Here is a 26,139-nt window from a genome sequence, read left to right as displayed (position 1 = left end):
AAATACGTTCACCGCTTCAGATTCATCAGCACATCAAGCAATTCCGTGCCGGTCTGAAACACCTTCGAATTCGCCGTGTAATCGCGCTGGGCGACGATCATCTTCGTCAGTTCCGATGCCATATCGACATTGGACTGCTCAGTGGCGCCCGAAATAACGCTGCCGATACCCGCCTGCTCAGGAAAGCCCACCTGGGCCGCACCCGACTGCTGGTTGGCAATGAAGGCATTGCCGGCCACCGGGGTCAGATGGTCCGGGCTCTCCACGGAGGCGAGCGGAATCTTGAAGATGGCCGACTGGCGTCCGTTCTGATCAGTGGCGTAGACGGTGCCGTCCTTATTGATGGTCACGCCGGATACCGAGCTCGGGGCATTGCCGTTCACGCTCGCGGTCAGGGGCGTGTAATTGGCGGCGAGCTGGGTCATGCCGCTCATGTCGAGGGTCAAAGGCTGGCCGCCCGGCACATTGAGGCTCAGCGACCCACCCGAAGTGAGATTGCCGTAGCTGTCGAAGGCCAGGGTCTGGGTCGCCAGCGCCGCGCTCGAATACGGGAAGTTTCCGGAGGCGGGAGCGTCCGCCTGGTTGAACACCGCCACCTCCCAAGTGGCCGGCGAAGCCGCGGTCTTGCTCATATAGATGTCGAGCGTCACCTGATTGCCGACATTGTCATAAGCCACCAGCGACGACTTCTGGCTGAATGACGAGGTTGCGGAATTGGCGCCCGCCGTCGGCGCGGCGACGACCGCCGCATTGGAGGGTAGGTTGGCCGCAAACGCCCCGGTCGTCGAGGGATTGGCGGCCAGCTTCGTGTTCTGAAGATTGATCGGCGCGAGCCCACCGGCGCCGTTGAGCACCACATTGGGGCTCTTGCCGTTGGCGATGTCGTAGCCCATGAGCGTGAGGCCGGCGCTGTTGGTAAGGTTGCCGGTGGCGGCATCCACCTGGAACCCGCCCGCGCGGGTCAGCAGCGTTTGACCGGAGCGGTCCTGCACCATGAAGAAGCCGTTGCCCTGCACCGCAAGGTCCGTGGACGTGCCGGAATAGGACAGGTTGCCCTGCTGGCCGATGGCGTGGCGCACATCGGTGACCACGGAGCCGGGCTCGTAGGACGTCGCCTCGGTCTGCAGAAGCAGCGAGGAGAATTCCGTAGAGGAGCTCTTGTATCCCGTGGTGCCGGAATTGGCGATGTTGTCGGAAACCGTGCCCAGGAGGTTCGACTGGGCATTCATTCCGGACACGCTCGTGCGCAGCATTCCATAAAGGCTCATGTATCTCTGTCCTCGGTTTGGCGCGACGCCGGAACGGCCTGGGCTTGCCGCGAGGCTTCACCCTTCGGGCCATCTGATCAAACTTAGCTTGTGTGAACCTGCCGGATTCAGCTCTGGATCGCCTCGGCAAGCTCCCGGAACGGGTCGATGCTGGGGGGGGAATGGGGATCCTGGCGCAGGCAGTCATAGATGCGCGGCACCAAATCCACCGCACGGTCGAGGTCGAGGTCGCTGCCGGGCTGGTAGCCGCCCATCAGCCGCAGGTCGCGGGTGTCCTCGAACCTCGCGATCATGCCCTTGAGCTTCTGCACGAGCTCGCGCTCCGGCCGCGTCCAGACCAGATCGGCGAGCCGCGAGATGGAGCCGAGGACGTTGACGGCCGGGAACCGTCCCTGGTCGGCGATGGCACGGTCGAGCACGATATGTCCGTCGAGCGTTCCCCGGATGGCGTCGGCGACCGGGTCGTTGTGGTCGTCACCGTCCACCAGAACCGAGAACACCCCGGAAATGCTGCCCGCGCCCTGCGGGCCGGGCCCCGCGCGTTCCAGCAGCTTGGGCAACGTGGAGAAGACGCTCGGCGCATAGCCGCGCGCCACCGCAGGTTCGCCGGCGGCCAGGGCCACATCGCGCGCCGCATGGGCATAGCGGGTGACCGAATCGACGATCAGCAGCACGGATTCGCCCCGGTCGCGGAAATATTCCGCAATGCCCAGGGCCGCCTGCGGTGCGAGGCGCCGCATCATGGGGCTCTCGTCGCTTGTGGAGACCACGACCACCGCCTTGTCGCGATTGGGCGCCAACGGGCCTTCGAGAAATTCGCGCACTTCGCGGCCGCGCTCGCCGACCAGGGCGACCACCACCGTATCGAAGCCCTGGCAACCCGCAAACATGGACAGCAGCGTGGATTTACCGACCCCGGAACCGGCAAAGATGCCGATGCGCTGGCCCTCGCAGATGGGCGTGAAAATATCGATCACCCGCACCCCCGTGCGCAGCGGCTTTTCGATCCGGTTGCGGCTCATGGCGGCCGGCGGCTCGGCATCGAGCGGCATGCGCATCGTGCCACGGATCAGCGGCCCGCGTTCGTCGAGCGGCACGCCGAGGGCATTCACCACCCGCCCCTTCCAGCTGGGATCGGGAGTCAGCGTCAGCGGGCCGATCCGATAGGCCGTCGCGCCGACGCCGATGCTCGCGCGCTCATCGAACGGCTTCACCACGGCGCCGGCATCGTCCACCCGCACCACCTCGCCGATGCGCATGCGTCCGTCCACGTCGATGCCGACGCGCTCGCCGAGCTTCACCAAGTGCGAGAGGCCGCAGACACGGAAATGAGTGGGAGCCACCTCCCGCACGACGCCACCGACGCGCACCGGGGGACTGTCCTCCAGCCCGGATTCGAGGGTCGCGCGCAGCTTCAGCAAAGCGCTCATATCGATGCCCCCACGCAGGCGGACAGGAAAGCAGGCGCAATCATGTGGGGCCGAGGGTGCGAATGGCCGAATCGGTGCCGTTTTCGCTCTGCTGGACGGCGCTCGCCGCCTCCTCGAACGCCCGCTGCACCAGGATAAGGCGCGTCATCTCCATGATCGGATCGACGTTCGAGCCCTCGACATAGCCTTGCGCGACCTTGTTATGGGTGAAATCGCGCACCGGCTCTGCCGGGCCATCGGGGATAACGGTGCAGTTTTCGCCACGCTTGAGCTTGGCGCCGGGAGAAATGGTGAAGACGCCGATCGACCCGACGGTGTTGCCGCCCTGAGTGATGCTGCCATCCGAGCCGATGCCGATCGGCCCGGCGGCAGGATTGAGCGTGATCGGCCCGCCGCTATTGTCGAGCATCGGATAATTATTGACCGACTTCAGCTGGCCCTGGTCGTCCAGGTGCATGCGCCCGTCGCGGGTATAGGCGGTGCCGTCCGGCCCCTTCACGGCGAACCAGCCCTCGCCCTGCACGGCGACATCAAGCGGATTGCCGGTGTAGCTCACCGGCCCCGCGCGCAACGAAGTGTAGGTCTCGCCGGCTGACGTGAACGCAACCGAGCGTCCGCCCGCTTGTGATACCAGCGACTCGAAGCGGACGTGCTCGGCGCGAAACCCGGCCGTGTTGGCGTTGGCGATATTGTTAGCGACGGTCGAGAGACGACGATCCGTCGCCATCTGGGCGGAAAGCGCGACATAGGCGCTTGACGACATGAGCGGCCTCCGGGGGCGATTGCGGGCGGGCGGCCGACGGCGGATCGAGCCCGCCGGACCTTCGCATTGCCGGACCTTCGCCGGTGAAGCTTGCTCGAGCCTTTGCTGGGCGCGCTCGCGTTCTAGCCGACCGCTCTGGCGCGGCCCACGTGCTCGCGTTCGTCCCGGTTCAACAGATCCGACAAGCACACTCCAGCCTCGCGCAATCCACGCGCCGTACCACCGGCCAACAGCACAGGAGGAGAAGCGCCTTGGGCGTCCTGATCGGCATCATCCTAGGCCTCGTCGCGACGTTCGGCGGCTTCATGGCCATGGGCGGCCACATCGATGTGGTGTGGCAGCCATTCGAATACGTGATCATCGGCGGCATCGCCCTGGGCACCTTTATTATCGCCAACCCCATGTCCACCATCAAGGACACCGGCAAGGCGGTGGTGCAGGGCGCGATGGGCGTCGCCCCCAAGCGCAAGGATTTCATCGCGCTGCTCGGCCTGCTCTACACGCTGATGCGCGACATGCGTCAGAAGCCGCGCAACGAGGTGGAAGCCCATATCGACAATCCGGGCGAGTCCACGCTGTTCGCGCACTTTCCGACCATCCTGAAGGACAAGGAGCTGACGCAGTTCATCTGCGACTATGCCCGCCTCATCATCATCGGCAATGCAAAGTCGCATGAGATCGAAGGCCTGATGGAGCAGGAAATCTCCACCATCAAGAAGCACAAGACCAAGCCCGCCGGTGCGCTGAGCACGGTGGCCGAGGGCCTGCCCGCGCTCGGCATCTGCGCCGCGGTGCTCGGCATCGTCAAGGCCATGGGCGCGATCGACCAGTCGCCGGAAATCCTCGGCCACTATATCGGATCGGCCCTGATCGGCACATTCTTCGGCATCTATTCGTCCTACGCGATCCTCGGCCCGCTGGCGCACAAGGTGAAGATCACGCGCGAGAAGCAGTGCGCGCCCTTCATCATCACCAAACAGACGTTGATCGCCTTCATGAACGGCGCCCTGCCGCCGATTGCGCTGGAACACGGGCGCAAGACCATTTCCGCAGGCGACCGGCCGAGCATCGATGAAGTCGAGAGCGAGGTCATCTCCTCGGCGCCCTCCTCCTCTTCCGCGCCACAGCAGCAGGCGGCCTGACCATGAGCGAACACAAGCACCAGGACATTCGCGACATGCTGCTGGACGCGGCCGGGCTCTCGCTTGACCGGCTGCCCATGCTGCACGTCATCTTCGACCGCATGAGCACGTTTTGCGCCGACAGCCTGCGCACGCTCGCCGCCTCGCAAGCCTATTATTCCCTTTCCAGCGTGGAGAGCGGACGCATCGGCGACGTGCTGGAAATGTACGAGGGCATGGCGGTCGCGGGCATTTTCCACGCACCGAGCTGGGACAGCCACATCATCGTTGGCTTCGACCGCGATTTCATCTTCACCATGATGGAGGTGCTGTTCGGCGCCGATGGCTCTGAGCCGCCGGTGGACGACGAGCGCAGCTTCTCGAACATCGAATCGCGCGTGGCTCAATTGCTCTTCGAGCAGATGAGCAAGGTTCTGCGCTCGAGCTTCGCCCCCGTCACCGACACCACCTTCACGTTCGAACGCCAGGAAACCCGCATGGATTTCGCCGTGATCGGACGGCGCAACAACCTTGCGATCGTGACGAAATTTCTCCTCCAGGCGCTGAACCGCGGCGGCGAGATGTTCGTCATCATTCCGCAATCGGCCCTCACCCCCATGCGCCAGACCCTCTCGCGCACGACGCCCGCCGAATCCAGCGGGCGCGATCCGAAATGGACGCAGCAGATCCGCGGCGAGGTCAATCGCACCCAGGTCAAGGTCCGCGCGATCCTGGAAGAGCGGCATTTTCCACTCGGAGACATCGCCGAGCTGAAGGTCGGCCAGGTCATCAAGCTCCAGGCCACGCCGCGCACGCGGATCAAGCTGGAGAGCAAGGATCAGCCGCTGTTCTGGTGCCACCTCGGCCAGGCGGAAGGCTCCTACGTGCTGCGGGTGGACGACCTCATCAGCCAAGAACAGGAGTTTCTGAATGACCTCTTTCCCCGCTGACCTGCTGCTGCTGGCAGCCCTGCTGGCCACCACGGTCTGCGTGGTTATGGTCCATCGCAAGCTCAAGCGGCTCGACGTGCTGAACGCCGATTACGAGCGCGCGCTCGCGGATACCTCGCGCGCCCTGACCGCCGCGCGCGACGCGCTGGTCACGCTCGACCTCGACGGCAAGGAAACGCTGATCCTGCTCGCCACCCGGATCGACCAGGCCCATGCCCTCATCGACGAAATGGACCGCCGGGATGGCGGACGGCGGCCCGCCAGCGAAAGCGCCCGTCCGCCGTCCGGCGATGTCCGCCGCCGCTGATTGCCGTTTTTACTTAGAAATACATCGTTCGTCACACGAATACATAAAAGGGGAGTTCACATGGCCAACCTGCCTGTCGATGAAATCGAGCTGAACGAAGCCACCGCCAATGCCCAGGACGAAGCGCTTCTCGCGCGTGTGGGAGGCGTCCGCGAAGAGACCCTCGCCACCGGGCGTGGCCTGGAATCGGTGATGCGGATTCCCGTGCTGCTCCAGGTGGTGCTCGGCTCGGCCTCGATGCCGGTCTCGAATCTGCTGAAGCTCGGCCGCGGCGCCATCGTGCCGCTCGATCATCGGGTCGGCGAGCCGGTGGACGTGGTGGTCAACGGGCGGGTCATCGCGCGCGGCGAGGTGATGGTGGTGGAGGACGACAATTCGCGGTTCGGCGTGTCGCTCACCGAGATCGTCGGCCCGAGCGGCCCCGAAATCGCCTGATAGCGCCGTACGATGCCCACCTCATCCCCCTCCTACGCGGCAAGCAAAAGCCGGCCGCTGCACGGCACCGACAAGGTGGCTGCGCTGCTCATGACCATGGGCGCGCCGGTCGCCAACCGGATCATGAAGCATTTCGAGGCGGACGAGATCAAGCTCGTCACGCGCTCGATCGCAGAACTGAAACCGGTCAGCAATGCGCAGATCGAAAACCTCATCGAGGACTTCGCGACCCATTTCGTGGCCGGAGCCAATCTGGTGGGCACGGCGGCCGACGTGGAGCGCCTGCTGACCGGCGTGCTGCCGCCGGAGCAGATCGCCGAGATCATGCTGGAGCTGCGCGGCGCGTCGAACCATTCGATCTGGGATCGTATCTCCACGGTCACGGAAAATGTGCTCGCCACCTACATCATGAAGGAGCATCCCCAGACGGCCGCCCTCATGCTGTCCAAGGTGAAGCCCGCCTGCGCCGCCAAGGTGATGGGATTCATCCCGGAAGACCGGCGCAACGGCATCATGCGGCGCATGCTCACCTTCAAGCCAATCGTCGACAATACCATGCAGGTCATCGAAAAGACCGTGCATGAAGACTTCATGATGAACTTCTCGCGCAATGCCGGCGCAGATCCGCATGCCCGGATGGCCGACATCATCAACAAGATGGAGCGCGATGACATGGAGACGGTGCTCAACAGCCTCGCCGCCACGCGCCCCAAGTCCGCCGAGATCCTGAAGGGCCTGCTGTTCACCTTCGACGACATCATCAAGCTGACGCCGAAAGCCCGCACCGCCCTGTTCGACCAGGTGCCCAACGACAAGCTGGTCCTCGCCCTTAAGGGAACGGACCTGGATTTCCGCGAGATCATCCTGCAGTCGCTGGGGGCACGCGTGCGCCGCATGGTGGAGCAGGAACTGGGCGGGGGCGAGCCGGTGGCCCAGCGCGATGTGCATGACGCCCGCCGCACCATCACCGATCTTGCGCTCGACATGGCGGGACGCGGCGAAATCGAACTCAATTCCGGCAACGAGGAAGACACCTATGTGCGCTAGGGTGTCAGCCGATGTCTGAAGCCCCGGACAAGGAGAGCCAGACAGAAGAGGCGAGCGAAAAGAAGATCAACGACGCGGTTGAAAAGGGCAATGTGCCGTTTTCGCGGGAAGTGACGCTGTTCGCCTCCCTGGTTGGCATCCTCCTTTGCCTGACGTTCTTCGCCTCGAATCCGGTGCGCCGGCTCGCGGACGACCTCGCGCGCTTCATCGACGATCCCGGCGGCTTCCGCCTGGATGAGAGCGGCGATGCGGTGGATCTGCTGATGGGCCTGCTCATGGTGGCGGCGCGCTTTCTCACGCCCATCGTCATCATTCTCGCGCTGGCCGGCGTTGTGGCGACCGTGTTCCAGAACATGCCGCGCGTGGTGCTGGACCGCATCACGCCGAAATGGTCTCGTGTGTCGCCGGCGGCGGGCTGGTCGCGCATCTTCGGCACCCAGGGCCATGTCGAGTTCGGCAAATCGCTGTTCAAGTTCTTCGTCATCGGCCTTGTGTGCGCGATTCTGCTGTATTCGCTTCAGTATCAGATGGTGAACGCGATGTTCTCCGATCCGCTGCTGATTCCCTCCGTCGTGCTCTCCTTATCCACGCGCCTGGTTTCGGCGGTCTGCATCGGCACCATCGCTCTGGTGGGAGCGGATCTGGTGTGGGCGCGGTTTCACTGGCGCGCCGACCTGCGCATGTCGCACCAGGAACTGAAGGACGAATTCAAGCAAGCAGAGGGCGATCCCATGGTGAAGGCGCGCATGCGCGCGCTCGCCCAGCAACGGGCCCGCCAGCGCATGCTCACCAACGTGCCCAAGGCATCGCTCGTGATCGCCAACCCCACCCATTACGCCATTGCCCTGCAATACGACCGCGCCAAGGGCGGCGCGCCGCTGGTCGTGGCAAAGGGCATGGACTTGATCGCGCTTAAGATCCGCGAGATCGCCGAGCGCAACGACATTCCCGTGATCGAAGACAGGGCCCTCGCCCGCGCCATGTATGACGCGGTCCAGGTCGATCAATGGATTCCGAACGAATTCTATCGCCCGGTGGCGAAAATACTTTACTTTATTTACTCGAGGAAGCCCAATGCGACCCGGTGACGGCCCCCACATCCTCGAGATCCAGCGCCTGGACCACGCCGAGATCGAGCGGTACGAGAAACTCCTCGCCAATGCGCTGAAGCAGGTCATCACCGAGCTCGCGTTCACCAACGCCGGGCTGATGCTGTCTTATGTCAGCGCGGGGCAGGAAAGCATCATCGCCGACATCCTCGCCTCTTCCGCGGAAATGTCCCTGAAACCCGGCATCCTGCGCTACGCCCATCAGGCGACGAGCTGCGCCGAATGGGGCGTTGCGCCAATGATGAGCCTCAGCCTGGAACTGCATCACGCCAGCCTGAGCACCTTCTTCCGGCTGGTCTTCGATCAGTTCGCCATTGGGGTGGATATCGATTCGATCCGCTTTGCCCGTGCCGCCGGCACGCCCGATGAAGACCTCGCCTGCTTTGCGGCGGCGCTGGAGGACGTGCGGATCGTCACCCAATAGAGGGGACCGGCAAGCGCCAGCCTGGGGCAAGGTTCTGAACCTAGCTTGCGGACAGGTCATCCGGGAGGTCGGTTTGGAGCCCCTATTTCTGTTCAGCCTCGCATCGCGCCACGCTCAATGGGCGTCGGTCCGTCAGGCCGCCATTTCTGGAAACATCGCCAACGCCAACACTCCGGGCTTCAAGGCCGCGGATGTGGAGCCTTTCACGGCCGTGCTCGACAAGACGCATCTTTCGATGAACCTCACATCGGCCCGGCATATGGATGTGGCGAATGCCGGGGCGCCGACCACCAAGGTTTCCAAGGCCGAGGGCTGGGACGTGAACCATTCCGGCAACACCGTGAGCCTGGAGCAGGAAATGCTCAAGGCCGATGAGGTGAACCGCGCCTTTTCCCTCAATACGAATGTCGTGCGCTCGTTCCAGCGCATGATGCTCGCCAGCGTGAAGACCTGATTATGACCGTTCTCACCATCGATCCGCTGCGGGCGGCGTCCGGCATCGCCGCCGCTGGACTGGAAGCCCAGTCGACCCGCCTGCGCATCGCGGCGGAAAACGTCGCCAACGCGCGCTCCACCGGCAACACGCCGGGCGCGGATCCCTATGCGCGCAAGACCGTTCAGTTCTCCGCCGAACTGGACCGCGCGCTCGGCGCCTCGACGGTTCGCGTCAAATCCCTCGGCCGCGACCGCGCGCCGTTCCAGACCGAATACGACCCCGGCAATCCGGCCGCCGATGCCTCCGGGCAGGTGAAGATGCCGAACGTGAATACCCTGCTGGAAATGGCCGACATGCGCGAGGCGGGCCGCTCCTATGAGGCCAACCTCCAGATGATCAAGCAGGCCCGCTCCATGGTGGCGATGACCATCGATCTCCTGAGGAGCTGAACATGATCGACGCAGTCAATTTCAGCGCGCTCTCGCGCACCTCCAGCACCAGCCTCGGCGCGACGCGCACCGACACCCAGATGACGACGCAGGCGGCGTCCAAGGTCGCCCCCGGCGCCGGCGCCGCGCCGTCCGATTTCACCGACATGCTCTCGCAGATGTCGTCAAACGCCGTGACCACCCTGAAGCAGGGCGAGCAAGCGGCGATCTCGGGCATCTCCGGCAAGGCCTCGGTTCACCATGTGGTCGAGGCAATCATGTCGGCGGAACAGACCCTGCAAACTGCGATCGCGGTGCGCGACAAGGTTGTCGCCGCCTACCAGGAAATCAGCCGGATGGCGATCTGAGGATAAGACATGCGCGCCCTAGCCATTGCCGCCACCGGAATGTCCGCCCAGCAGACCAATGTGGAGGTGATCGCGAACAATATCGCGAACATCAACACCACGGGATTCAAGCGCGCCCGCGCTGAATTTTCCGATCTGCTGTACCAGGCCGAACGCGCCCAGGGGGTGCCCAACCAGGATGGGGCGGGTCCCATTCCCGAAGGCGCGCGCATCGGCCTCGGTGTGCGCACGGTCGGCATCCGCAACCTGCACATCCAGGGCCCCCTGGCGCAGACCGGCAATCCGCTCGATCTCGCCATCAACGGGCGGGGCTGGTTCGAAGTCACGAGTCCGTCGGGCGAAACGCTCTATACGCGCGCCGGCTCCTTCAACAAGGGGCCCGCCGGACAGCTCGTCACCTCCGACGGCTATGCGGTGATGCCGGCCATCACATTCCCCGCCAACGCGACGGGCATCGTCGTCAACGATTCCGGGCAGGTCTACGCCCAGATCCCGAACCAGCAGAATCCGCAATTGCTGGGTCAGCTCAGCGTGGCGAATTTCGCCAATGATTCAGGCCTCGACCCGCTCGGCAACAATCTCTATCGCGAGACCGCCGCCTCCGGCCAGCCGGTGGTGAGCGTTGCGGGCGACGTGGGCTTCGGAACCATCAACCAGGGATATCTGGAAGGCTCCAACGTCGATCCGGTGAAGGAAATCACCGAGCTGATCTCGGCCCAGCGCGCCTATGAAATGAACTCGAAGGTGATCCAGGCCGCTGATGAAATGGCGAGCACGGTCTCCAAGGGTATCCGCTGATCGTCATGAGGTTTTCCGTGTTCGCACATCGTCAAGCGCCGGCGCCGCTTCGCGCGTCCCGCACCGAAGGTGCGCACATGTCTTTCCGGCTCGGCCGCGTTCCGTCGAGCTTCGCCGCGCTCGGCCTGCTCGTGCTCTCCTGCGCGATGCCGGCCGCCGGCCATGCACAGACCATCTCCGCCATGGCTGCGCAGGCCGAAGCCGGCCGTGAGCCGCCAGCCCCGCTGCCAAGTGCCGTCGATGTCGCCACGCCGCGCGCGCCCGCCCCTGCGGTCGCAGCGAGCGAGGATATTCCCGTGCCGGTTCCAGCCGTGACGATCTTCCCCGGCGATGTCATCACCGCCGGCATGCTCACCGAGAAAATGATGCCGCAATCCGCGGTCGCCCGTTCGGGCACAATGGCCGGCGCGCCGTCGCTGATCGGCAAGGCGGCACGCCGCCTGCTGGTGGCTGGGCAGCCGATCCCGCTCAATTCCGTGTCCGAGGTTCCCCTCGTTATCAAGGGCGCCGCGACGCGGGTGCGGCTGGAAGAAGGCGGCCTCTCCATTTCCGGCTATGCGACCGCCTTGGAATCCGGAGTCGCTGGCGCGGTTGTTCGCCTCAAGAACATGGACAGCGGCCAGACCATCCTCGGAGTCGTGCAGGCCGACGGCTCCGTGCGCGTGAGCATGAAATGAAGACCCACGCTCCCCTTCGCGGTCTCCTGCATCTGGCGGCCGTCCTCGGACTTTTGCTGACCGGTGGGATGGCAGATGCCGATCCCGCTACCGCCGGCACGCGAATCAAGGATATCTCCAGCGTCCAGGGCGTGCGCGACAACCAGTTGATCGGCTACGGCCTCGTCATCGGCCTTCAGGGCACCGGCGACACGCTGCGCAATTCCCCGTTCACCGAACAGGCCCTGCAATCCATGCTCGACCGCATGGGCATCAATGTGCAGGGGCTGCAATTGCGGGCCCGCAACATCGCCGCAGTGGCGGTGACCGCAAATCTCCCCGCCTTCGCCGCCATCGGCACCCGCATCGACGTCACCATCGCCTCGCTGGGCGATGCAACCTCGTTGCGCGGCGGCACCTTGCTCGCGACCCCGCTCAGCGGCGCCGACAATCTCGTGTATGCGGTGGCGCAGGGCCAGCTGGTCTCCGGCATCGCCATCACCGGCCAGGCGGAGACCCTCACCCAGGGCGTGCCCACGGCCGGGCGCATCGCAAATGGCGCTCTGGTGGAGCGGCAGCTCTCCGGCCAATTGCGCGATCTGCCGGAGATCGTCATCGATCTCAACAATCCCGATTTCAAAACCGCCGCCATGATGGCGGACGTGATCAACGGTTATACGCGCGAGCGCTACGGCCGCCCGCTTGCCCGCGAGCGCGACCTGCGCACCGTGGTGGTGCAGCGTCCGCCGCAGGCCAATCCCGCGCGCTTCATTGCCGAATTGGGCGATCTCACGGTCAATCCCGACACGCCTGCGAAGGTGGTCGTGGATCAGCGCACCGGCACGGTGGTGATCGGGCGCAACGTGCAGATCTCAACCTTCGCTGTCACCCAAGGCAATCTCACCGTGCAGGTGCAGGAGACCCCGGTGGTGTCACAGCCCGCGCCGTTCTCCTATGGCGAGACGGTGGTGGTGCCGCGCACCGACATCACCGCGCAGGAAACCGGCGGCCCCATCGGCATCGTCTCCGGCACCAATCTGCAAACCCTGGTCAACGGGCTCAACCGCTTCGGCCTGAAGCCGAACGACATCATCTCGATCCTCCAGGCGGTGAAGACGTCCGGCGCGCTCCAGGCCGAGCTGGTCTTCCAGTAGGCCGCCACGGCGGCGCGGCGGTCAGCGTCGCGCAAGCCACTCCTCCTAGAACGGAATCATGGAGAGAGGCGGGACGTGAGGCGGCGCAAAGCCGCCCACGCGCAAGAATGGAACACCATTCTGCGGGACCCGCACGACAGCGCGAAAAGCCTGTCACGGCGACATCCGGCTTTGATCCTGAAACCCGCGCCCTCTGCTGGCCGGCGACGGCAACGGCCGCCCGCCGCGGCAGAGCCCGTGCCCAATCGAACGGGAGGATGCTCGATGACCGCAACCATGTCCGCTCTGCTTCCATCTCTGCTGCTTTTCCTGACCGGCCTCGTCACAGGCGCTGCCTGCATCTCGCTGCTGGTCCAGGCGCAAATGAAGCGCCTGCGGGAAGACAAACGCTATCTCGTCGAATTGCTCGACGGCGCGATTCTGATGCGGCGCGACAACGCCCCGAAGGGGCCGAGCCGCCCCCGTTCGTTGCCCCTGCCCATGTTGCTGATGCTATGCGGCGCGCTGATCGGCGTCGGCCGCGAAGCTCATGCCCAGAGCACGCCGGCTGCCAAGCCGCAGGAAGTCGCCATCGCCGATGCGGGGCGCGAGGACAATGCCATTCAATATTGCCGCAGCATCGTGAACGCCGCGTCCGACGCCCGCTTCGCGCGGCAGAAGGAGGCGCTGGCGGCCATGGAGAAGGATATCGAGGCCCGCATCGCAGCGCTGGAAGCCAAGCGCGCGGAATACCAGGACTGGCTGCAGCGCCGTGAAGTGTTCCTGAAGAAGGCCGACGATTCCCTCATCTCGGTGATCTCCCAGATGCGCCCCGATGCCGCCTCTGCGCAGATTTCCGCCATGAGCGAGGAGGCCGCCGCCGCCGTGCTGGCGAAGCTGACCCCGCGCGTGGCGAGCGCCATCCTGAACGAGATGGACCCGCCTCGCGCGGCCCGGCTCACCTCCATCATGGTCGGCCTCGGCCGCCGCACGGTCGACGGGCGGGCTAGCTGATGCATCTGTTTCCCAATCGGCCGGGTATCGTGCGCGTGGTTTCGGCGCTCGGCCTCGCGATCACGCTGGCGGGCTGCCAGACCACCTATGACAGCCTCGCTTTCGGGCCCGCCCTCACCCCGGTGGGCACCGGGCTGGACACCACGCGCCAGCCGGTGCCCATGGCGTTCCGCCAGCCGGCTCAACGCACCTTCCGGTCGACCTGGGATCAGGCAAACGGGCAGAGCATGTATCGCGACCTGCGCGCCTCTAAGGTAGGCGACGTCATCCGCGTTGCGATCGCCATCGACGACAAGGCGCAGTTCGACAATGCGACCGACCGCTCGCGCGATTCCAAGACCAAGCTCGGCGCCGATGCCGCTCTGAACCTCTCCGGCTTCGGCAAGGGCGCCAACGCCGCCGCCGGTTCCGGCAATCTCGACACCAACTCCTCCACCAGCACCACCGGCAAGGGCACCATCGACCGGTCGGAGAAGCTGCGCCTCTCCATCGCGGTGGTGGTCACCGAAGTGATGCCCGACGGCAATCTGGTCATCAGCGGCTCGCAGGAAATCCTGGTGAATTACGAAGTGCGCGTGCTGAACATCGGCGGCATCGTCAATCCGCTCGACGTCTCCGCGAGCAACATCATTCCCTACGACAAGATCGCCGAGGCGCGGATTTCCTACGCCGGACGCGGTCGGCAGACCGATGTGCAGCAGCCCGCATGGGGGCAGCGCATCTACGACATGGTCGTTCCTTTCTAGGTGGAGAAGACAGAAAAAATGGCCGTCCTCCCCCCTAAGAAAGCCGCCGCGGAACCTGCGGCTGCGCCCGCCAAGAAAGGCGGCGGCATGATTATCGCGCTTCTCATCCTTACCGTCCTCGGCGTAGTGATGGGCGGTGGCCTCGGCTACCAGCTGGCCGGCACCTTGGAAAAGGTGGTCGCCGCCAAGCCCCCCGCTGAGCCGGAAAAGAAGCCGGAGCCGCTCGCCTACACCGGCAATCTCTCCTCCCAGGCGCTGAAGCCGGTGGTGGTGAACCTGGCCGCCCCCTCGGGCACCTTCGCGCGTCTTGAATCCACGATCATTTTCAAGACCGGCGCCTTGGCGAACCCGCAGCTCACCGCAAGCGAGATTCGCGAAGACATCATGGCTTATGTGCGCACGCTTTCGCTGAGCCAATTGGAGGGTCCAAGCGCCCTGCAGCATCTGCGGGAGGATCTCAACGAACGCGCCGGCATCCGCTCCGAGGGCAAGGTCAGCGAGCTGGTGCTCGAAACGCTGGTGGTGCAGTGAACAGGCCGGCCATGTCCACGCGCGCCCTGCTCATCGCCGGCGGCGCTGCGCTTGCGGGCGCGCTCCTGATCACTGCCACTCCGGCCGCCGCGCAGACGCTCAATCTCGAACAATTGTTGCCCGACAGCGGTGGCGGAAGCACCAGCGGGCGCATCATCCAGATGGTGGCGCTCCTGACCGTTCTTTCGGTCGCGCCGGGGCTGCTCATCATGATGACGAGCTTTACGCGCCTCGCCATCGCCCTGTCGTTCCTGCGCTCCGGGCTCGGCTTGCAATCCACGCCCGCGAACCTCGTGCTGATCAGCCTGTCCTTGTTCATGACCTTTTACATCATGGGCCCGACCTTCGAGCGGGCCTGGCAGGACGGCGTGCGCCCATTGACCGAACAGAAGATCACCGAACAGGAAGCGATCGCACGGATCGCCGATCCCTTCCGGGAATTCATGCTCTCCCAGGTGCGCAGCAAGGACCTTCAATTGTTTGCGGATATCGCGCAGGCCAATGCCGAGAAGCCGGACCGCAAGCTCGCCGCGCCCCTGCCCGCCCCACCGAAGGCCGCGAACGCGCCGGAGGAGAAAATCGACATGCGCGTGCTGATTCCCGCGTTCATGATTTCCGAGCTGCGGCGCGGTTTCGAGATCGGCTTTCTGATCGTGCTGCCGTTCCTGATCATCGACATGATCGTCGCGACGCTAGTGATGTCCATGGGCATGATGATGATGCCGCCCTCGGTGATCTCTCTCCCCTTCAAGGTCCTGTTCTTCATCCTGATCGACGGATGGAACATCCTTGTGAGCGGGTTGGTGCGCTCCTTCTATTGACGCTGTGCGCTCCCCTAACTTCCCTCTCCCAAAGCGCGCCCGAACGGCGCGCTTTTTTTGCTTTTCGACAATGGGCGAAGCTGATCGCCTGATGCAAGCCTCGCACAAGCTTGCCGGGCTAGTGTCTGGTCCATGGAAGGTTGACTGCTCGACCGAGCAGAGTGCCGATCAAATGAGATTGGCCCCAAAGGCATGATGCCGCCCTTCCATGCCGGTTGAAGTCCGGCATGTCCCCCCGAAATCACCAAATCCATCAAACCCAATCGAGGGACATTTCGCCATGACCAGCATGATCACCAACACCTCCGCGATGGTTGCCCTGCAGACCCTGCGGAGCATCAATACCGCGCTCGACACGACCAACAACCACGTCTCCACCGGCAAGAAGATCAACTCTGCTTCGGACGGCGCGGCTTACTGGTCCATCGCCACCACCCTGACCTCCGACAACGGCGCGCTCGGTGCTGTTAAGGACGCGATGAGCCTCGACAAGAACTCGGTCGATGCGGCGAGCGGCGGCGTGAACGCCATCATCTCCACCCTCGGCAGCATCAAGAACGATCTGACGGCGGCCCTCTCGCCGAACGTGGATCGCACCAAGCTGCAGACGGAAATCTCGTCCTTCATCAGCCAGATCAAGACGACCTCCGACAACTCGGTGATGAACGGCTCCAACTGGCTCTCCGTCGACACCAGCGCTTCCGGCTTCAACGGCACCAAGAACCTGCTGTCGTCCTTCTCCCGCACCGGCAGCACCGTGACGGTCGGCTCGACGGCCATCGATACCGGCGCGTTCGCGATCTACAACGCGGCGACCGCGGCCACTTCGTCCGGCACCTCCTCCACCACCGACGTGGCGGTGACGGCTGTCGCGACTGCGGCGAACGTCTCTGGCGGCGCGACGGTTTCCGTCGACACCGCGGCTGGCAGCCTCAAGGGCTTCATGGACACGAAGTACAAGATCGGCGGCACGGCCACGACCGGCACCGAAGCGATCAAGGACTTCGACGTCTCCGCCCTGGGCAACACCAGCGCCGATCTGGCGAAGATCCAGGCCTATGTGAAGATCGTCGATGCGACCATGCAGAAGCTGCAGAATGGCGCCACCACCCTCGGCACCACCTCGACCCGCCTCGGCTCGCAGCAGACCTTCGCCCAGAGCCTGATCGACCTGAACACCTCCTCCATCGGTTCGCTCGTCGATGCCAACATGGAAGAGGAATCCACCAAGCTGAAGGCCCTCCAGACCCAGCAGCAGCTGGCGGTGCAGTCCCTCAGCATCGCGAACAACTCCACGCAGAACGTGATGACGCTGTTCCGTTGATCCACTAAGGGACGCCGCGCCGCTCGCCGGCGCGGCCGTCCCGCTCGCGGTTTTCCATTTTCTGCGCGGTGTTCCGCGCGTTTTGAAGCTCCTCCGTCGTCCTCGCCCGGACGGCCGACTTGGCCACGTTCCAGCCTCTGGAGCGTGGCCTTTGTGTTTGCAACGTCCAGGCAAGATTAAGTCCCGAGATTGCACGCCAGGCACATGCAGCGCCGAAGCCAGCCGGCCGACGCGCGTGCCCGATCGACCTCCGCCGAAGGCTCCGTCCGATCCCCACCGGGGCGCGGTCACGGCGCTCCCCAGGATGCAATCGAGATGAGATCCCGCCGATGATCGGCCGCGAGCAACTGACAGCCCTGTGGAACAACTTGATGGCGCTTGGCGCCCGGCGTCTGATCGCGCTTGGCGTGATCGGCTTGACCGTCGTGGCGGTGGTGGGCCTCGGGGCGTATTTTCTCAGCCAGCCGGAGCGCGAGACGCTCTATGCCAACCTCAACCGCGAGGATGTCAGCCGGATCGGCGGCGCCCTCAAGGATGCCGGCATTTCCTTTGATGTCAGCGCAGATGGCGCGGCGGTGCTGGTGGGGCATTCCGACACCGCCCGCGCGCGCATGCTGCTGGCGGTCAAGGGCCTGCCCCAGAGCAGCAATTCAGGCTACGAGCTGTTCAACGACGTACGCTCGTTCGGCCTCACATCGTTCATGCAGGAAGTCACCCGCGTGCGCGCCTTGGAAGGCGAGCTGGCACGCACCATCCAGACCATGAAGGGCATCAAGGCGGCGCGGGTGCACATTGTGCTCCCCGACCGGGGCTCGTTCCGCCGGGACCAGCAGACGGCGTCCGCCTCGGTGGTGATCCGCACCGAGAATTCCGACGACGCCTCCACCGCCCAGGCCATCCGCCGGCTCGTGGCTTCGGCGATTCCGGGCATGAAGATCGATACCGTGTCGGTGCTCAACACCGACGGCGCGGTTCTGGGTGCAAGCGACGGCGAAGGCGCGGCCGCAGGGCGCAAGTCGCTGCTGCAGCAGCAGGTCAATCGCGAGACCGAAGAGAAAATCCGCCGTACGCTGACTCCCTATCTCGGCCTCGGCAATTTCGAGATTTCCGTCTCCTCGCGCCTCAATACCGACCAGACCACCACCCACGAAACCATCTACGATCCCGCCTCCAAATCCGAGCGGTCGGTCCGCACGGTGAAGGAGAGCGGCCAGTCGCAGAATCGCACGAAGCAGCCGAACACCTCGGTGCAGCAGAACGTGCCGGCGGCCCAGACCAATAACGATGCCAGCGCCGATTCGAACGAGAACAACACGCACAAAGAGGAGATCACGAATTTCGAGATTTCCTCCCGCACGGTTCAGACCGTTCACGAAGGCTACTCGCTTCAAAATCTCTCCGTCGCGGTGCTCCTGAACAAGGACCGCCTCATGGCTTCCGCTCCGCAGGGCGCAGACGCTGTGCCGCTGGAGCAGCAGCTTTACGAGATCGAGCAATTGGTCGCTTCGGCGGCGGGCTTCGACAAGGAGCGCGGCGACAAGATGAAGGTCTCGGCCGTCTCCTTCGCTGACGGCGGCCGCGCCCTCGAACCGATCCCGCCGCTGCCCTGGACCGAACTGCTGCTGCGCCAGGCCGGCACGTTAATCAATGCCGTCACGATCCTGATCGTCGCGGGCCTGCTGATCTGGTTCGGGCTGCGCCCGGCCGTTCGCGCAATCCTGGCCCGTCCCGAGATCGAGGCGGAGACCGAAGATGCATCGGCGATCGAGGCTGCCATGCTGGCTCCTCCGAGCGTCCCGGCCGTCGCGGGGCCGCCCGGCCTCCCGGCAGAGGTGGGGAGCGAGGGGCATCCGGACGCCATCGCCGCCACTTCCGTCAATCTGATCGAGGATCTGACGAGCCGCATGAACCGCTCGCCGCAGAAGCGGTTGGAGCAGATCGTCGAGTTCGATGAGGCCCAGGCGGCGGCGATCCTGCGGCAATGGCTGCATCAGGAGGCGAAGGTCTGACCATGCACGCTCTGTCGCGCCACCTTCCCCATTTCGGTCCCGTAAAAGCCAATGCGGGCACGCCCCAGGCGCGCGCCGCCAGCGTGATCGAGACCATGACACGTCCGCAGGCGCCCGGTGTCGGCGCGGCGACGACGGTGCGCAGCGCGGAGGCGGCAGCGCCGGCGAAAGCTGCGGCCCCCGCACCTGCGCCCGAGGTGCCACGCCCCGATTCCACGCCTCGCATCACGGTCGAAGACCTTGAGCGAGCGGTGGCCCTTGCCCGGCGCGAAGGCAGCGCGGCCCTCGCCGCTGCGAACGAGGCGGCGGCCCAAACCCGGATCCAGGACCGCGCCGAATTCGACGCCCGCCTTGCCGGAGCGCGCGCGGACTGGGCTCGGGATGAGGGCGAGGTCCTGGCCAGGCAAATCCACGAGGCCATCGGCGTTTTGGAACGCAGCATCGGCGACACCGTGGCCCATGTGCTGACGCCGTTCCTGGAACCCGAAATCCGCGCCAAGGCGGTCACCGACCTGTGCGCCTTGGTGCGCACTCGCTTCGCCGGCGGCCCCGGTGCGGCGGTGCGGATTAGCGGTCCCAAGGATTTGCTGGAGGCCATGCGGACCGGTCTCGGCGAGATGCCGGGACTCGCCTTCGAAGAGGAGGACGGCCCGGAAATTCGCGTCGTCGCCGGAGACACGCTCATGGAAACGCAGCTTGCCGCCTGGTCCGAGCGCCTGCGCACGATCCAGGTTTGAGGAAGAATCATGTCCGACAAGGCCGAGCACGGCGAAATCATCATCATCAAGCGCCACCACGACGAGGAGCACGAAGCTCATTCGAGCGCGTGGAAGGTAGCGCATGCCGACTTCATGACGGCGATGATGGCGTTCTTCCTCATCATGTGGCTCATCAACGCCACCGATAAGGACACCCGCAAGGCCATCGCCAATTACTTCAACCCGGTGGACCTTGCCTCCTCCATCACCGAGATCAAGGGCCTGAATGACCCCGAGGACACCCAGGCGAAGGGAACCTCCTCGGAGGGTGAAAAGCAGAACTCGCTCAAGAACACCTCCGGCGGCAAGACCGGCGCGGGCGACGACCGCCAGCAGGGGGACAAGGAGCGCAGCGCGTTCCAGGATCCCTACGCGGTGCTCAACAAGCTTGCAGCCGATGCCGACCCGAGCCCCGGCAATGTCACTGCGGACACCACGATCGGCGATATCGGTTCCCCGGGTAGCGGCGCCGGCGACACGTCGCGCGATCCGTTCGATCCGGTTTATTGGCAGACCAATGCCGCCCGCAAGGTCAAGACCGATACCCCAGGCGCCGTTAAATCCAATGTCGCGCCCGCCGGTGCGCGCCCGGACGTGACTGCGCCGCGTCCTGACGCGCAGACCGCCCAAGACAAGGACACGACCCAGGCCCTTGAGGCGGCACAACCGCCGGCCAAGGGACAGAGCACCGGCGCAGCGCCGAAGGCCGGTCCCGGCACGACCGGGCAGGCGCAGGGCGGACAGGCGCAGAACGGGCAGCAATCGTCCGCACAAGGCCAGGCTGCGCAGATGCAGGCCGCCCAGGCGCTGCAGGCCGAACTCGGCGCGGCGCTGAAATCCACCATGGGTGCGTCCCATGCGCCCAACCTGGAGGTGAAGGCCACTCGGGAAGGCCTGATCATCAACCTCACCGACGACATCGACTATTCCATGTTCGGCGTGGGCTCCGCCATTCCGGACGCCAAGCTGGTGCGCGCTATGGAGAAGATCGCGAAGATCTTGGCTGCGCGTTCGGGCGAGATCATCTTGCGCGGGCATACCGACGGGCGGCCATTCCGCTCGGAAACTTATGACAATTGGCGCCTTTCAACGGCGCGGGCCCAGATGGCCTATTACATGCTGGTGCGCGGCGGGCTCGAGGAGGCACGCGTGCGCCGTATCGAGGGCGTGGCCGACCGCGATCTGAAAAATCGCACCGACCCTTATGCGGCGGGCAACCGTCGCATTGAAATCCTCCTGCGCGAGCCGACGCAATGAGCGCACGCGCACGCATTCTGCTCGCGGGGGCGAGCCTGCTGTGCCTGCTGTCGGCGCCCGCGGCCGCGCTCGATCCCTGGGCCGACACGCGCGCGCCTGGCGAGCAAGCGGCCCCCAACTGGCCCAAAAAACTACCCGTTCAGGGCGCGCGCCCCGATCCCCAGGCAGCACCCGCGGCAACCGGATCCGCCGCCACCACGGGCGCCGCTCCGATCGCCGCCGCTCCTCCCCCCCAAGCGCGCCCGGCCCTGTCCAGCAATATTCCCCTGCCGCTCGCCGCGCCGTCCGAGATCCGCCGCGCGGGGATCGCACCGCCGCGCGATACGACCCCTCACGTCACGGCCGCCCTGCCCCCGCTTGCCCCGGCGGCCGCGGCGCAGGCCGGACCTTCGGCCCCGGCGGCAACCCCGATGGATCGCGTGGCTGCAGAGGCATTGGTGCGCGCGCTTCCGGGCGCGGCATTACCTTTGCTGCCGCCGCCGAGCGTCTCAAGCCCCTATGCTCCGACCCCTAACCTTCAGCAAGCCGCGAACCGCGCACCCTTCGCGACCCTTGCCGCCGGCGCCGATGCCATCGTCGAAGAGGCCAGTCAGCCCGACCGTGCCGTTTCTGGTCCTGCCACCAATCCGCCGGACCAGACGACACCGGAGCGCGTGCCTGAAGTGACGGCGCCTGCTGCCGCTCCGCAATCCGCGCAAGCTCCCGCAGCAGAGCCAGTAGCTGCGGCACCGGAGCAACCCCATGAGCCTGCAGGTCAGGTGGCACACACCGAGACGACGCCGGCACCCTCGGATCATGCCAATGCGGAACCCACCACCGAGGGGCACCGCGATGTCGCCCATTCGGGTGCTGAACCTCAAGGTGAGGCGCCCCATGCCGGAGTGCCGCAGGGACAGGCACACGAAGTGCCAAGCAAAAATGACGCCCACTCCCCCGCGCCCGCCGAGGCCGCGTCCCACCTCCCTGCCGAGAAGGATGCCCACGGCGGCGACCACAAGGCCGACGGTAAGACCCCTGCGCCGCCGATAAAGGCCCTGGTGGTCGCCCCGCCGCCGGCCATGGCGAATGGGATCTCGCCGATGGAGGCGGTTCGCGCCCTGCAACGTCTGCAGGACAAGGTCGCCGCGGGATCCGTGGAGGCCGTCGAAGGCCAGCGCCGCATGCTGGCGCAGATCGACCAGGATTTCAAAGCCGCCGCCCCAACGGTATGGCAGGACCCGCGCAACGCCCGCGCCCTGGTGATCCACGTGCTGAGCGGCGGCAATCCCGCCGTGCTGCGTGGCATCCTCGCCCAGGAGCCGCTCCCGGCGCTCGACGAGCGGCTTCTGCGCGGCGCGCTGGCCTATGTGGAGGGACGCGAGGAGCAGGCGCTGCGCCTGTTCGGCGAGATCGACGCGCGGACGCTGCCGAACGCGCTCGGCGCACAGGTGGCGATCGCCCAGGCCGCGACCACGGTGCGCAAGGACCCCGCAAAGGCCGCGCGTCTCCTTGATCTGGCGCGCCTTCTGATGCCCGGCACGTTGATCGAGGAAGCCGCGCTGCGGCGCCAAATCCTCGTCGCCAGCCAGAGCGACGACCCGGACCAGTTCGGCCGGCTCTCCCGGCAATATCTCGACCGCTTCGCCCACTCGGTCTATGCGGGCAACTTCCGCCAGCGCTTCGCCGCGGCGCTCACGCGCATGCCCTTCATCGATGCTCCCGATGGCTTTCAGCGCCTCGACAACCTGCTGCAGCCACTGGACCAAGCGAGCCGGCGCGAAATCTTCCTGCTGGTGGCGCGCAGCGCGGTCATCCAGGGCAAGGCTAAGACCACAATCACGGCCGCCGAACGCGCGCTCGCCAGCGCGCCGCCGCTCAGCAGCGATGCCGAACGCGCCCGCCTCTACAAGGCTGCCGCGCTAGCCGCCACGCACGAAGGATTTCAACAGGCCCAGATCGAGCTCGCCGCGCTGGATCGTGACCGGCTGGCACCGCCGGATGCGACTTTGCTAGATGCGGCCCTGGTGGCCGCCGACCTTGTGCGCACCGCCCCAAACGTCGCGGACGCGCCGCCTGGATCCGCGCCGAAAACCTCCGATTCGCCGCCGGCGCGCGCCGCCCCTGCGCAAGGTACCTCGCCGGGTGCGGGCGGAACACCCCCCGCGATCGCATCCTCAGCCGCGGCGGCTCCTCAATCCCAAGCGCCCCAGAACGCAGCCTCCGAAATGGCACGCGCCCCTGTGCCCGCTTCGCCCGCCAAGCCACCACAACCCGGCGCGCCGCAAGCCCCGGTTACGCAGACCACCGCCCAGGCCGATCCCGCACCCTCTGCCATTGAGGAGCAGGCACGCGGCACGTTGGCGAAGATCGACAAGCTTCTGAAGGAGGCTCCGCGATGACAGCGCTGGATTATTCCATCGGCCAGGGTGCAGGGCGCGGTGATGTCGCCGCCGGCAAGGCGTCCGCGCGCGCGGGTGCCGGACTCGGCAATCCCCCCGAGGGCATGGACGGCGGGGCGGACCAGGGCTTCGCTGCGGTGTTCAAACAGATTGCCGCTCCCGCCCAGGATCTAAACGCTACCGCCGCAGCAGCAGCCGGCTGCGACGCGCCGCAAGCTTGCGCCGTTGCGCAGGCCGAAGACATGCTGATGTCCGCGCCGGACGAGACAACATCTGCCGATATGCCGCCGGCGGGCGAGCGTCCGGCCCGTCCTGGCCGTACGGCCGTGACCAGCGGGCCGGGCTCGCTGTCCCAACTGCTTTTGGCCCTGGGCCGTCCCGCGCGCGCATCGGCGGAAGCCTCGCCGCTGGACCAGGACGTTGCGGACGATCGGCCGGATTCCCCGCTTCAGGCGGTGCCGGATCTTCCGACAATCCCGCATCTCGCGGCATACCCGCTGTCCATAATGCCGCCAGACCTTCCGCCGGCCTCCCTCCTGCCGCCCCAGCCAAAGGAGGGGACCGAGCCGGCGGCGCCGCAGACGTCATCCACGGCTTCGGGTGATCCCGCTATGCCCGATGAAACGCATGTCCCCACAAGGGCGGAGGAGGATGCGGCAGGCGTTGCCTTCGTCACGATGCTTGGAAGCGTGGATACGACCGCAAGCATGATGCCGCTCGCCCAAAATGGGGAGAGCACCGAGCCCCCCACCGCTCAAACCCCTGACATCCTCTCGGCCGACAGTGGGGCTGGCGAGCAGGCGAGGCCGATTCAGGTCTCCGTCATCTCGCGGGAGACCCATTTCGCGCCGATCCGGAACCTGAATGGCCAAACCCTGCCCTTCGCGCAGACTCTCGCCGCCGTTTTGCCGGCTGGCCCCCTCTCCGGTGTCACGCCGGCTCTGGCTGCAAACAATGGACACACGCCGCCCTCTTCCGTCCGCACGAGCGTCGAGGAACGGCCTTTGGCGATGTCGCGTCCGCAGGTCTCCCAGCCCCCGGCGCAAGTGGCGGCTGCTGGCCAATCGTCCGGTCCGACAGCATCCGACGTGGACCGCGCGCCGCGCTTGCATCCGACGACGGACCAGACGCACGAGGGCGGTGCCCTGCGCACGGCTGACGCCGCGCGCGCCCATGGGGAAGCCGCGCCAACGGATCACGTTCACGATGCGCATGCTGTGCAAAAGAAAGAGCAGGAGGCAGAAGCGAAAAACACCTCCTCGCCCGAGCCATCCGCCGGGCCGCAATCCACCGCGATGGGAAGCCCGGTGGCCCCAGCGGGCAGCCGCACGCTCGCCGAAATGCCCACAGTGCGGCAGGTCGCCGAGGCGATCTCCAACGAGATGGCGAGCCTCGGCGCTCCGGACACCGTGGGCGCGGCCACGAGTTCACTCGCCGGGCCCGTACGGGTGTTGGAGATTCAGCTTCATCCCGACGACCTCGGCATGGTGAACGTGCGCCTGCGCCTGACGCCGCAAGGTCTGGAGGTGCGACTGCGCGCCGGCAATCCCGACACGGCGCGGATGCTGGAACAAGATCGCGACGCCTTAGGGGAAATCCTGCGCTCCGCGGGCTATCAGGCGGACGATATCCAGATCATCACGACCGACACAGCCGGATTTACCGGCATGACCGGGCATGATTCCACATCGTTCCTGGCCGAGCCGCCCGCGTCTGGCGAAGAGCGCGGCAGCGAGCGTCAACCGGGTGGCGGCTCCGGCCGGCAGCACTCCGATTCTTCCAACCAGAAAGGGACAAGGGGCGATGAAAAGGGCGATCGCGACAGCTTTGGCCGGGGCGATTTCTCTCGCTAGTCCCACAAGCGCGCAAACATTCTCCACCGGCGTACCGGAGCCCATCGGCGCGCGGAAGACTCCCGCGACGCCCGCTTCGGCGCCCATTACCGCGCCTGTGGGCACGATCGCGCGGGCGCCAGCCAAGCCGGCGCAGGGGTCCTCAGCGCAGGCGGGCAAAGGGAAGAGCGGCGGCGCTTCCACCTCGAACGTGTGCGAGCGCGAGCTGGCCCGCGCGTCGGCGATCTACAACATTCCGCTGCCGGTGCTCTATGCGGTGGGCTTACAAGAGACCGGGGTCAACGGCCATCTTCAGCAATATATGCTGAACATCGCGGGCAAGGATTATCTCGCGACTTCGCTTCCCGACGCGATGCGCGCCTTCAATGCAGCGCGCGCGCAAGGCATCAGCCTGATCGACGTCGGCTGCCTACAGGTAAATTACTATTATCACGGCAAAAAATTCCGCTCGGTGGAGCAGATGTTCGAACCGCGGCTGAATGTCGAGGTGGCCGCGCAGGAATTGCAGGATTGGCGCAAGAGCCAGGGCAACTGGACGATGGCGGTCGCCCGCTACAATGCCTCGAAGCAGAATGTGGCCGGCCAGAAGCGCTATGTCTGCGCCGTCATCCGCCGCCTCGTGGAAACGGGGATGGGAGACTGGACGCCAGAAGCGCGCACCCTTTGCGCCAGTTGAAGCGGTGCGCGCTCCACTAGCTCATCCAATTCGCTGGCCAAACAAAAAACCCCGCGCCCGCACGTCATGGAGACGGCAGGCGCGGGGTTTTGCTTTGGA

The 26,139-nt window shown here is 65.6% G+C and carries 27 protein-coding genes; 24 read left to right on the top strand and 3 right to left on the bottom strand.

Features of this window, described 5'->3' with window-relative positions; genetic code table 11:
* Nucleotides 1–8 precede the first annotated feature (8 nt).
* From V5F68_RS06615 to flgF, 3 genes are all read right to left on the bottom strand, one after another.
* Nucleotides 9–1,268, bottom strand: coding sequence for a flagellar hook protein FlgE (locus V5F68_RS06615; RefSeq protein ID WP_394013836.1), 1,260 nt, complete (start codon nucleotides 1,266–1,268; stop codon nucleotides 9–11).
* A 107-nt stretch (nucleotides 1,269–1,375) separates the two neighbouring features.
* The gene (gene fliI / locus V5F68_RS06610; protein ID WP_394013835.1) at nucleotides 1,376–2,698 is read right to left on the bottom strand and encodes a flagellar protein export ATPase FliI; all 1,323 of its coding nucleotides are present in this window, start codon (nucleotides 2,696–2,698) and stop codon (nucleotides 1,376–1,378) included.
* Between the two features lie 40 nt (nucleotides 2,699–2,738).
* Nucleotides 2,739–3,461 carry a flagellar basal-body rod protein FlgF gene (flgF, locus tag V5F68_RS06605; protein ID WP_394013834.1) on the bottom strand — a complete coding sequence of 241 codons (723 nt, stop codon included), beginning with the start codon at nucleotides 3,459–3,461 and terminating at the stop codon, nucleotides 2,739–2,741.
* A 251-nt stretch (nucleotides 3,462–3,712) separates the two neighbouring features.
* On the opposite strand from flgF, the gene motA reads away from it, so the two are divergent.
* From motA to V5F68_RS06485, 24 genes are all read left to right on the top strand, one after another.
* Nucleotides 3,713–4,603 (top strand): flagellar motor stator protein MotA, encoded by an 891-nt coding sequence (motA, locus tag V5F68_RS06600; RefSeq protein ID WP_348846275.1) that lies wholly within the window; start codon nucleotides 3,713–3,715, stop codon nucleotides 4,601–4,603.
* A 2-nt stretch (nucleotides 4,604–4,605) separates the two neighbouring features.
* Entirely contained in the window at nucleotides 4,606–5,532 is a 927-nt protein-coding gene (locus tag V5F68_RS06595) for a flagellar motor switch protein FliM (protein ID WP_348846274.1), read from the top strand.
* On the top strand, nucleotides 5,513–5,839 hold the full coding sequence (locus V5F68_RS06590) for a hypothetical protein (protein WP_394013831.1): 327 nt from the start codon (nucleotides 5,513–5,515) through the stop codon (nucleotides 5,837–5,839). The genes V5F68_RS06595 and V5F68_RS06590 overlap by 20 nt, the downstream gene beginning before the upstream one ends.
* A 60-nt stretch (nucleotides 5,840–5,899) precedes the next feature.
* Complete coding sequence (fliN, locus tag V5F68_RS06585) at nucleotides 5,900–6,274, top strand: flagellar motor switch protein FliN (protein WP_394013830.1); 375 nt, start codon at nucleotides 5,900–5,902, stop codon at nucleotides 6,272–6,274.
* A 12-nt stretch (nucleotides 6,275–6,286) separates the two neighbouring features.
* Nucleotides 6,287–7,321 carry a flagellar motor switch protein FliG gene (locus tag V5F68_RS06580; RefSeq protein ID WP_394013829.1) on the top strand — a complete coding sequence of 345 codons (1,035 nt, stop codon included), beginning with the start codon at nucleotides 6,287–6,289 and terminating at the stop codon, nucleotides 7,319–7,321.
* Between the two features lie 11 nt (nucleotides 7,322–7,332).
* A complete protein-coding gene (gene flhB, locus V5F68_RS06575) occupies nucleotides 7,333–8,409 on the top strand; it encodes a flagellar biosynthesis protein FlhB (RefSeq protein ID WP_394013827.1) in 1,077 nt (358 codons plus the stop codon).
* Nucleotides 8,396–8,854 carry a BspJ family T4SS effector nucleomodulin gene (locus V5F68_RS06570; RefSeq protein WP_394013826.1) on the top strand — a complete coding sequence of 153 codons (459 nt, stop codon included), beginning with the start codon at nucleotides 8,396–8,398 and terminating at the stop codon, nucleotides 8,852–8,854. The genes flhB and V5F68_RS06570 overlap by 14 nt, the downstream gene beginning before the upstream one ends.
* 73 nt (nucleotides 8,855–8,927) lie before the next feature.
* Nucleotides 8,928–9,308, top strand: coding sequence for a flagellar basal body rod protein FlgB (flgB, locus tag V5F68_RS06565; protein ID WP_348846268.1), 381 nt, complete (start codon nucleotides 8,928–8,930; stop codon nucleotides 9,306–9,308).
* Nucleotides 9,309–9,325: 17 nt separating this feature from the next.
* Complete coding sequence (gene flgC, locus V5F68_RS06560) at nucleotides 9,326–9,739, top strand: flagellar basal body rod protein FlgC (protein WP_394013995.1); 414 nt, start codon at nucleotides 9,326–9,328, stop codon at nucleotides 9,737–9,739.
* Nucleotides 9,740–9,741: 2 nt separating this feature from the next.
* Nucleotides 9,742–10,086 (top strand): flagellar hook-basal body complex protein FliE, encoded by a 345-nt coding sequence (fliE, locus tag V5F68_RS06555; RefSeq protein WP_394013825.1) that lies wholly within the window; start codon nucleotides 9,742–9,744, stop codon nucleotides 10,084–10,086.
* Nucleotides 10,087–10,095: 9 nt separating this feature from the next.
* A complete protein-coding gene (flgG, locus tag V5F68_RS06550; RefSeq protein WP_394013824.1) occupies nucleotides 10,096–10,884 on the top strand; it encodes a flagellar basal-body rod protein FlgG in 789 nt (262 codons plus the stop codon).
* 77 nt (nucleotides 10,885–10,961) lie between these two features.
* Nucleotides 10,962–11,561: a flagellar basal body P-ring formation chaperone FlgA gene (gene flgA / locus V5F68_RS06545; RefSeq protein ID WP_394013822.1), complete on the top strand. Its 600-nt coding sequence runs from the start codon at nucleotides 10,962–10,964 to the stop codon at nucleotides 11,559–11,561.
* Nucleotides 11,558–12,694, top strand: a complete 1,137-nt coding sequence (gene flgI, locus V5F68_RS06540) for a flagellar basal body P-ring protein FlgI (protein WP_394013821.1) — start codon at nucleotides 11,558–11,560, stop codon at nucleotides 12,692–12,694. Before flgA ends, flgI begins: the two co-directional genes overlap by 4 nt.
* Before the next feature lie 264 nt (nucleotides 12,695–12,958).
* The gene (locus V5F68_RS06535) at nucleotides 12,959–13,687 is read left to right on the top strand and encodes a MotE family protein (RefSeq protein WP_394013820.1); all 729 of its coding nucleotides are present in this window, start codon (nucleotides 12,959–12,961) and stop codon (nucleotides 13,685–13,687) included.
* The gene (locus V5F68_RS06530) at nucleotides 13,687–14,433 is read left to right on the top strand and encodes a flagellar basal body L-ring protein FlgH (protein WP_394013818.1); all 747 of its coding nucleotides are present in this window, start codon (nucleotides 13,687–13,689) and stop codon (nucleotides 14,431–14,433) included. Before V5F68_RS06535 ends, V5F68_RS06530 begins: the two co-directional genes overlap by 1 nt.
* An 87-nt stretch (nucleotides 14,434–14,520) precedes the next feature.
* A complete protein-coding gene (locus V5F68_RS06525) occupies nucleotides 14,521–14,964 on the top strand; it encodes a flagellar basal body-associated FliL family protein (RefSeq protein WP_394013816.1) in 444 nt (147 codons plus the stop codon).
* Nucleotides 14,965–14,975: 11 nt separating this feature from the next.
* Nucleotides 14,976–15,785: a flagellar type III secretion system pore protein FliP gene (gene fliP, locus V5F68_RS06520; RefSeq protein WP_394013814.1), complete on the top strand. Its 810-nt coding sequence runs from the start codon at nucleotides 14,976–14,978 to the stop codon at nucleotides 15,783–15,785.
* Nucleotides 15,786–16,065: 280 nt separating this feature from the next.
* Nucleotides 16,066–17,109, top strand: coding sequence for a flagellin N-terminal helical domain-containing protein (locus V5F68_RS06515; RefSeq protein ID WP_394013813.1), 1,044 nt, complete (start codon nucleotides 16,066–16,068; stop codon nucleotides 17,107–17,109).
* A 329-nt stretch (nucleotides 17,110–17,438) separates the two neighbouring features.
* Nucleotides 17,439–19,118 carry a flagellar basal-body MS-ring/collar protein FliF gene (gene fliF / locus V5F68_RS06510; RefSeq protein WP_394013812.1) on the top strand — a complete coding sequence of 560 codons (1,680 nt, stop codon included), beginning with the start codon at nucleotides 17,439–17,441 and terminating at the stop codon, nucleotides 19,116–19,118.
* A gap of 2 nt (nucleotides 19,119–19,120) precedes the next feature.
* Nucleotides 19,121–19,855, top strand: coding sequence for a hypothetical protein (locus V5F68_RS06505; protein ID WP_394013811.1), 735 nt, complete (start codon nucleotides 19,121–19,123; stop codon nucleotides 19,853–19,855).
* Nucleotides 19,856–19,864: 9 nt separating this feature from the next.
* A complete protein-coding gene (locus tag V5F68_RS06500) occupies nucleotides 19,865–21,133 on the top strand; it encodes a MotB family protein (RefSeq protein ID WP_394013810.1) in 1,269 nt (422 codons plus the stop codon).
* Nucleotides 21,130–23,511 (top strand): MotC family chemotaxis protein, encoded by a 2,382-nt coding sequence (locus tag V5F68_RS06495; RefSeq protein WP_394013808.1) that lies wholly within the window; start codon nucleotides 21,130–21,132, stop codon nucleotides 23,509–23,511. Before V5F68_RS06500 ends, V5F68_RS06495 begins: the two co-directional genes overlap by 4 nt.
* A 104-nt stretch (nucleotides 23,512–23,615) precedes the next feature.
* Nucleotides 23,616–25,364 carry a flagellar hook-length control protein FliK gene (locus V5F68_RS06490; RefSeq protein ID WP_394013807.1) on the top strand — a complete coding sequence of 583 codons (1,749 nt, stop codon included), beginning with the start codon at nucleotides 23,616–23,618 and terminating at the stop codon, nucleotides 25,362–25,364.
* Nucleotides 25,365–25,461: 97 nt separating this feature from the next.
* The gene (locus V5F68_RS06485; RefSeq protein ID WP_394013806.1) at nucleotides 25,462–26,040 is read left to right on the top strand and encodes a transglycosylase SLT domain-containing protein; all 579 of its coding nucleotides are present in this window, start codon (nucleotides 25,462–25,464) and stop codon (nucleotides 26,038–26,040) included.
* Nucleotides 26,041–26,139 lie beyond the last annotated feature (99 nt).

Origin of the sequence: Roseixanthobacter pseudopolyaromaticivorans (genome assembly GCF_043195145.2) — a bacterium.
In the GTDB taxonomy this organism is placed as follows: domain Bacteria; phylum Pseudomonadota; class Alphaproteobacteria; order Rhizobiales; family Xanthobacteraceae; genus NCEH01.
Note: the sequence above shows the minus strand (reverse complement) of the source record. Positions and strands in the feature narration are given on the sequence as shown.

Excerpts from the sequence above, each read along its gene's own strand:
- V5F68_RS06615 (WP_394013836.1), bottom strand. The coding sequence starts at position 1,268 with ATGAGCCTTTATGGAATGCTGCGCACGAGCGTGTCCGGAATGAATGCC.
- fliI (WP_394013835.1), bottom strand. The coding sequence starts at position 2,698 with ATGAGCGCTTTGCTGAAGCTGCGCGCGACCCTCGAATCCGGGCTGGAG.
- flgF (WP_394013834.1), bottom strand. The coding sequence starts at position 3,461 with ATGTCGTCAAGCGCCTATGTCGCGCTTTCCGCCCAGATGGCGACGGAT.
- V5F68_RS06595 (WP_348846274.1), top strand. The coding sequence starts at position 4,606 with ATGAGCGAACACAAGCACCAGGACATTCGCGACATGCTGCTGGACGCG.
- V5F68_RS06590 (WP_394013831.1), top strand. The coding sequence starts at position 5,513 with ATGACCTCTTTCCCCGCTGACCTGCTGCTGCTGGCAGCCCTGCTGGCC.
- fliN (WP_394013830.1), top strand. The coding sequence starts at position 5,900 with ATGGCCAACCTGCCTGTCGATGAAATCGAGCTGAACGAAGCCACCGCC.
- V5F68_RS06580 (WP_394013829.1), top strand. The coding sequence starts at position 6,287 with ATGCCCACCTCATCCCCCTCCTACGCGGCAAGCAAAAGCCGGCCGCTG.
- flhB (WP_394013827.1), top strand. The coding sequence starts at position 7,333 with ATGTCTGAAGCCCCGGACAAGGAGAGCCAGACAGAAGAGGCGAGCGAA.
- V5F68_RS06570 (WP_394013826.1), top strand. The coding sequence starts at position 8,396 with ATGCGACCCGGTGACGGCCCCCACATCCTCGAGATCCAGCGCCTGGAC.
- fliE (WP_394013825.1), top strand. The coding sequence starts at position 9,742 with ATGATCGACGCAGTCAATTTCAGCGCGCTCTCGCGCACCTCCAGCACC.
- flgG (WP_394013824.1), top strand. The coding sequence starts at position 10,096 with ATGCGCGCCCTAGCCATTGCCGCCACCGGAATGTCCGCCCAGCAGACC.
- flgA (WP_394013822.1), top strand. The coding sequence starts at position 10,962 with ATGTCTTTCCGGCTCGGCCGCGTTCCGTCGAGCTTCGCCGCGCTCGGC.
- flgI (WP_394013821.1), top strand. The coding sequence starts at position 11,558 with ATGAAGACCCACGCTCCCCTTCGCGGTCTCCTGCATCTGGCGGCCGTC.
- V5F68_RS06535 (WP_394013820.1), top strand. The coding sequence starts at position 12,959 with ATGACCGCAACCATGTCCGCTCTGCTTCCATCTCTGCTGCTTTTCCTG.
- V5F68_RS06530 (WP_394013818.1), top strand. The coding sequence starts at position 13,687 with ATGCATCTGTTTCCCAATCGGCCGGGTATCGTGCGCGTGGTTTCGGCG.
- V5F68_RS06525 (WP_394013816.1), top strand. The coding sequence starts at position 14,521 with ATGATTATCGCGCTTCTCATCCTTACCGTCCTCGGCGTAGTGATGGGC.
- fliP (WP_394013814.1), top strand. The coding sequence starts at position 14,976 with ATGTCCACGCGCGCCCTGCTCATCGCCGGCGGCGCTGCGCTTGCGGGC.
- V5F68_RS06515 (WP_394013813.1), top strand. The coding sequence starts at position 16,066 with ATGACCAGCATGATCACCAACACCTCCGCGATGGTTGCCCTGCAGACC.
- fliF (WP_394013812.1), top strand. The coding sequence starts at position 17,439 with ATGATCGGCCGCGAGCAACTGACAGCCCTGTGGAACAACTTGATGGCG.
- V5F68_RS06505 (WP_394013811.1), top strand. The coding sequence starts at position 19,121 with ATGCACGCTCTGTCGCGCCACCTTCCCCATTTCGGTCCCGTAAAAGCC.
- V5F68_RS06500 (WP_394013810.1), top strand. The coding sequence starts at position 19,865 with ATGTCCGACAAGGCCGAGCACGGCGAAATCATCATCATCAAGCGCCAC.
- V5F68_RS06495 (WP_394013808.1), top strand. The coding sequence starts at position 21,130 with ATGAGCGCACGCGCACGCATTCTGCTCGCGGGGGCGAGCCTGCTGTGC.
- V5F68_RS06490 (WP_394013807.1), top strand. The coding sequence starts at position 23,616 with ATGGACGGCGGGGCGGACCAGGGCTTCGCTGCGGTGTTCAAACAGATT.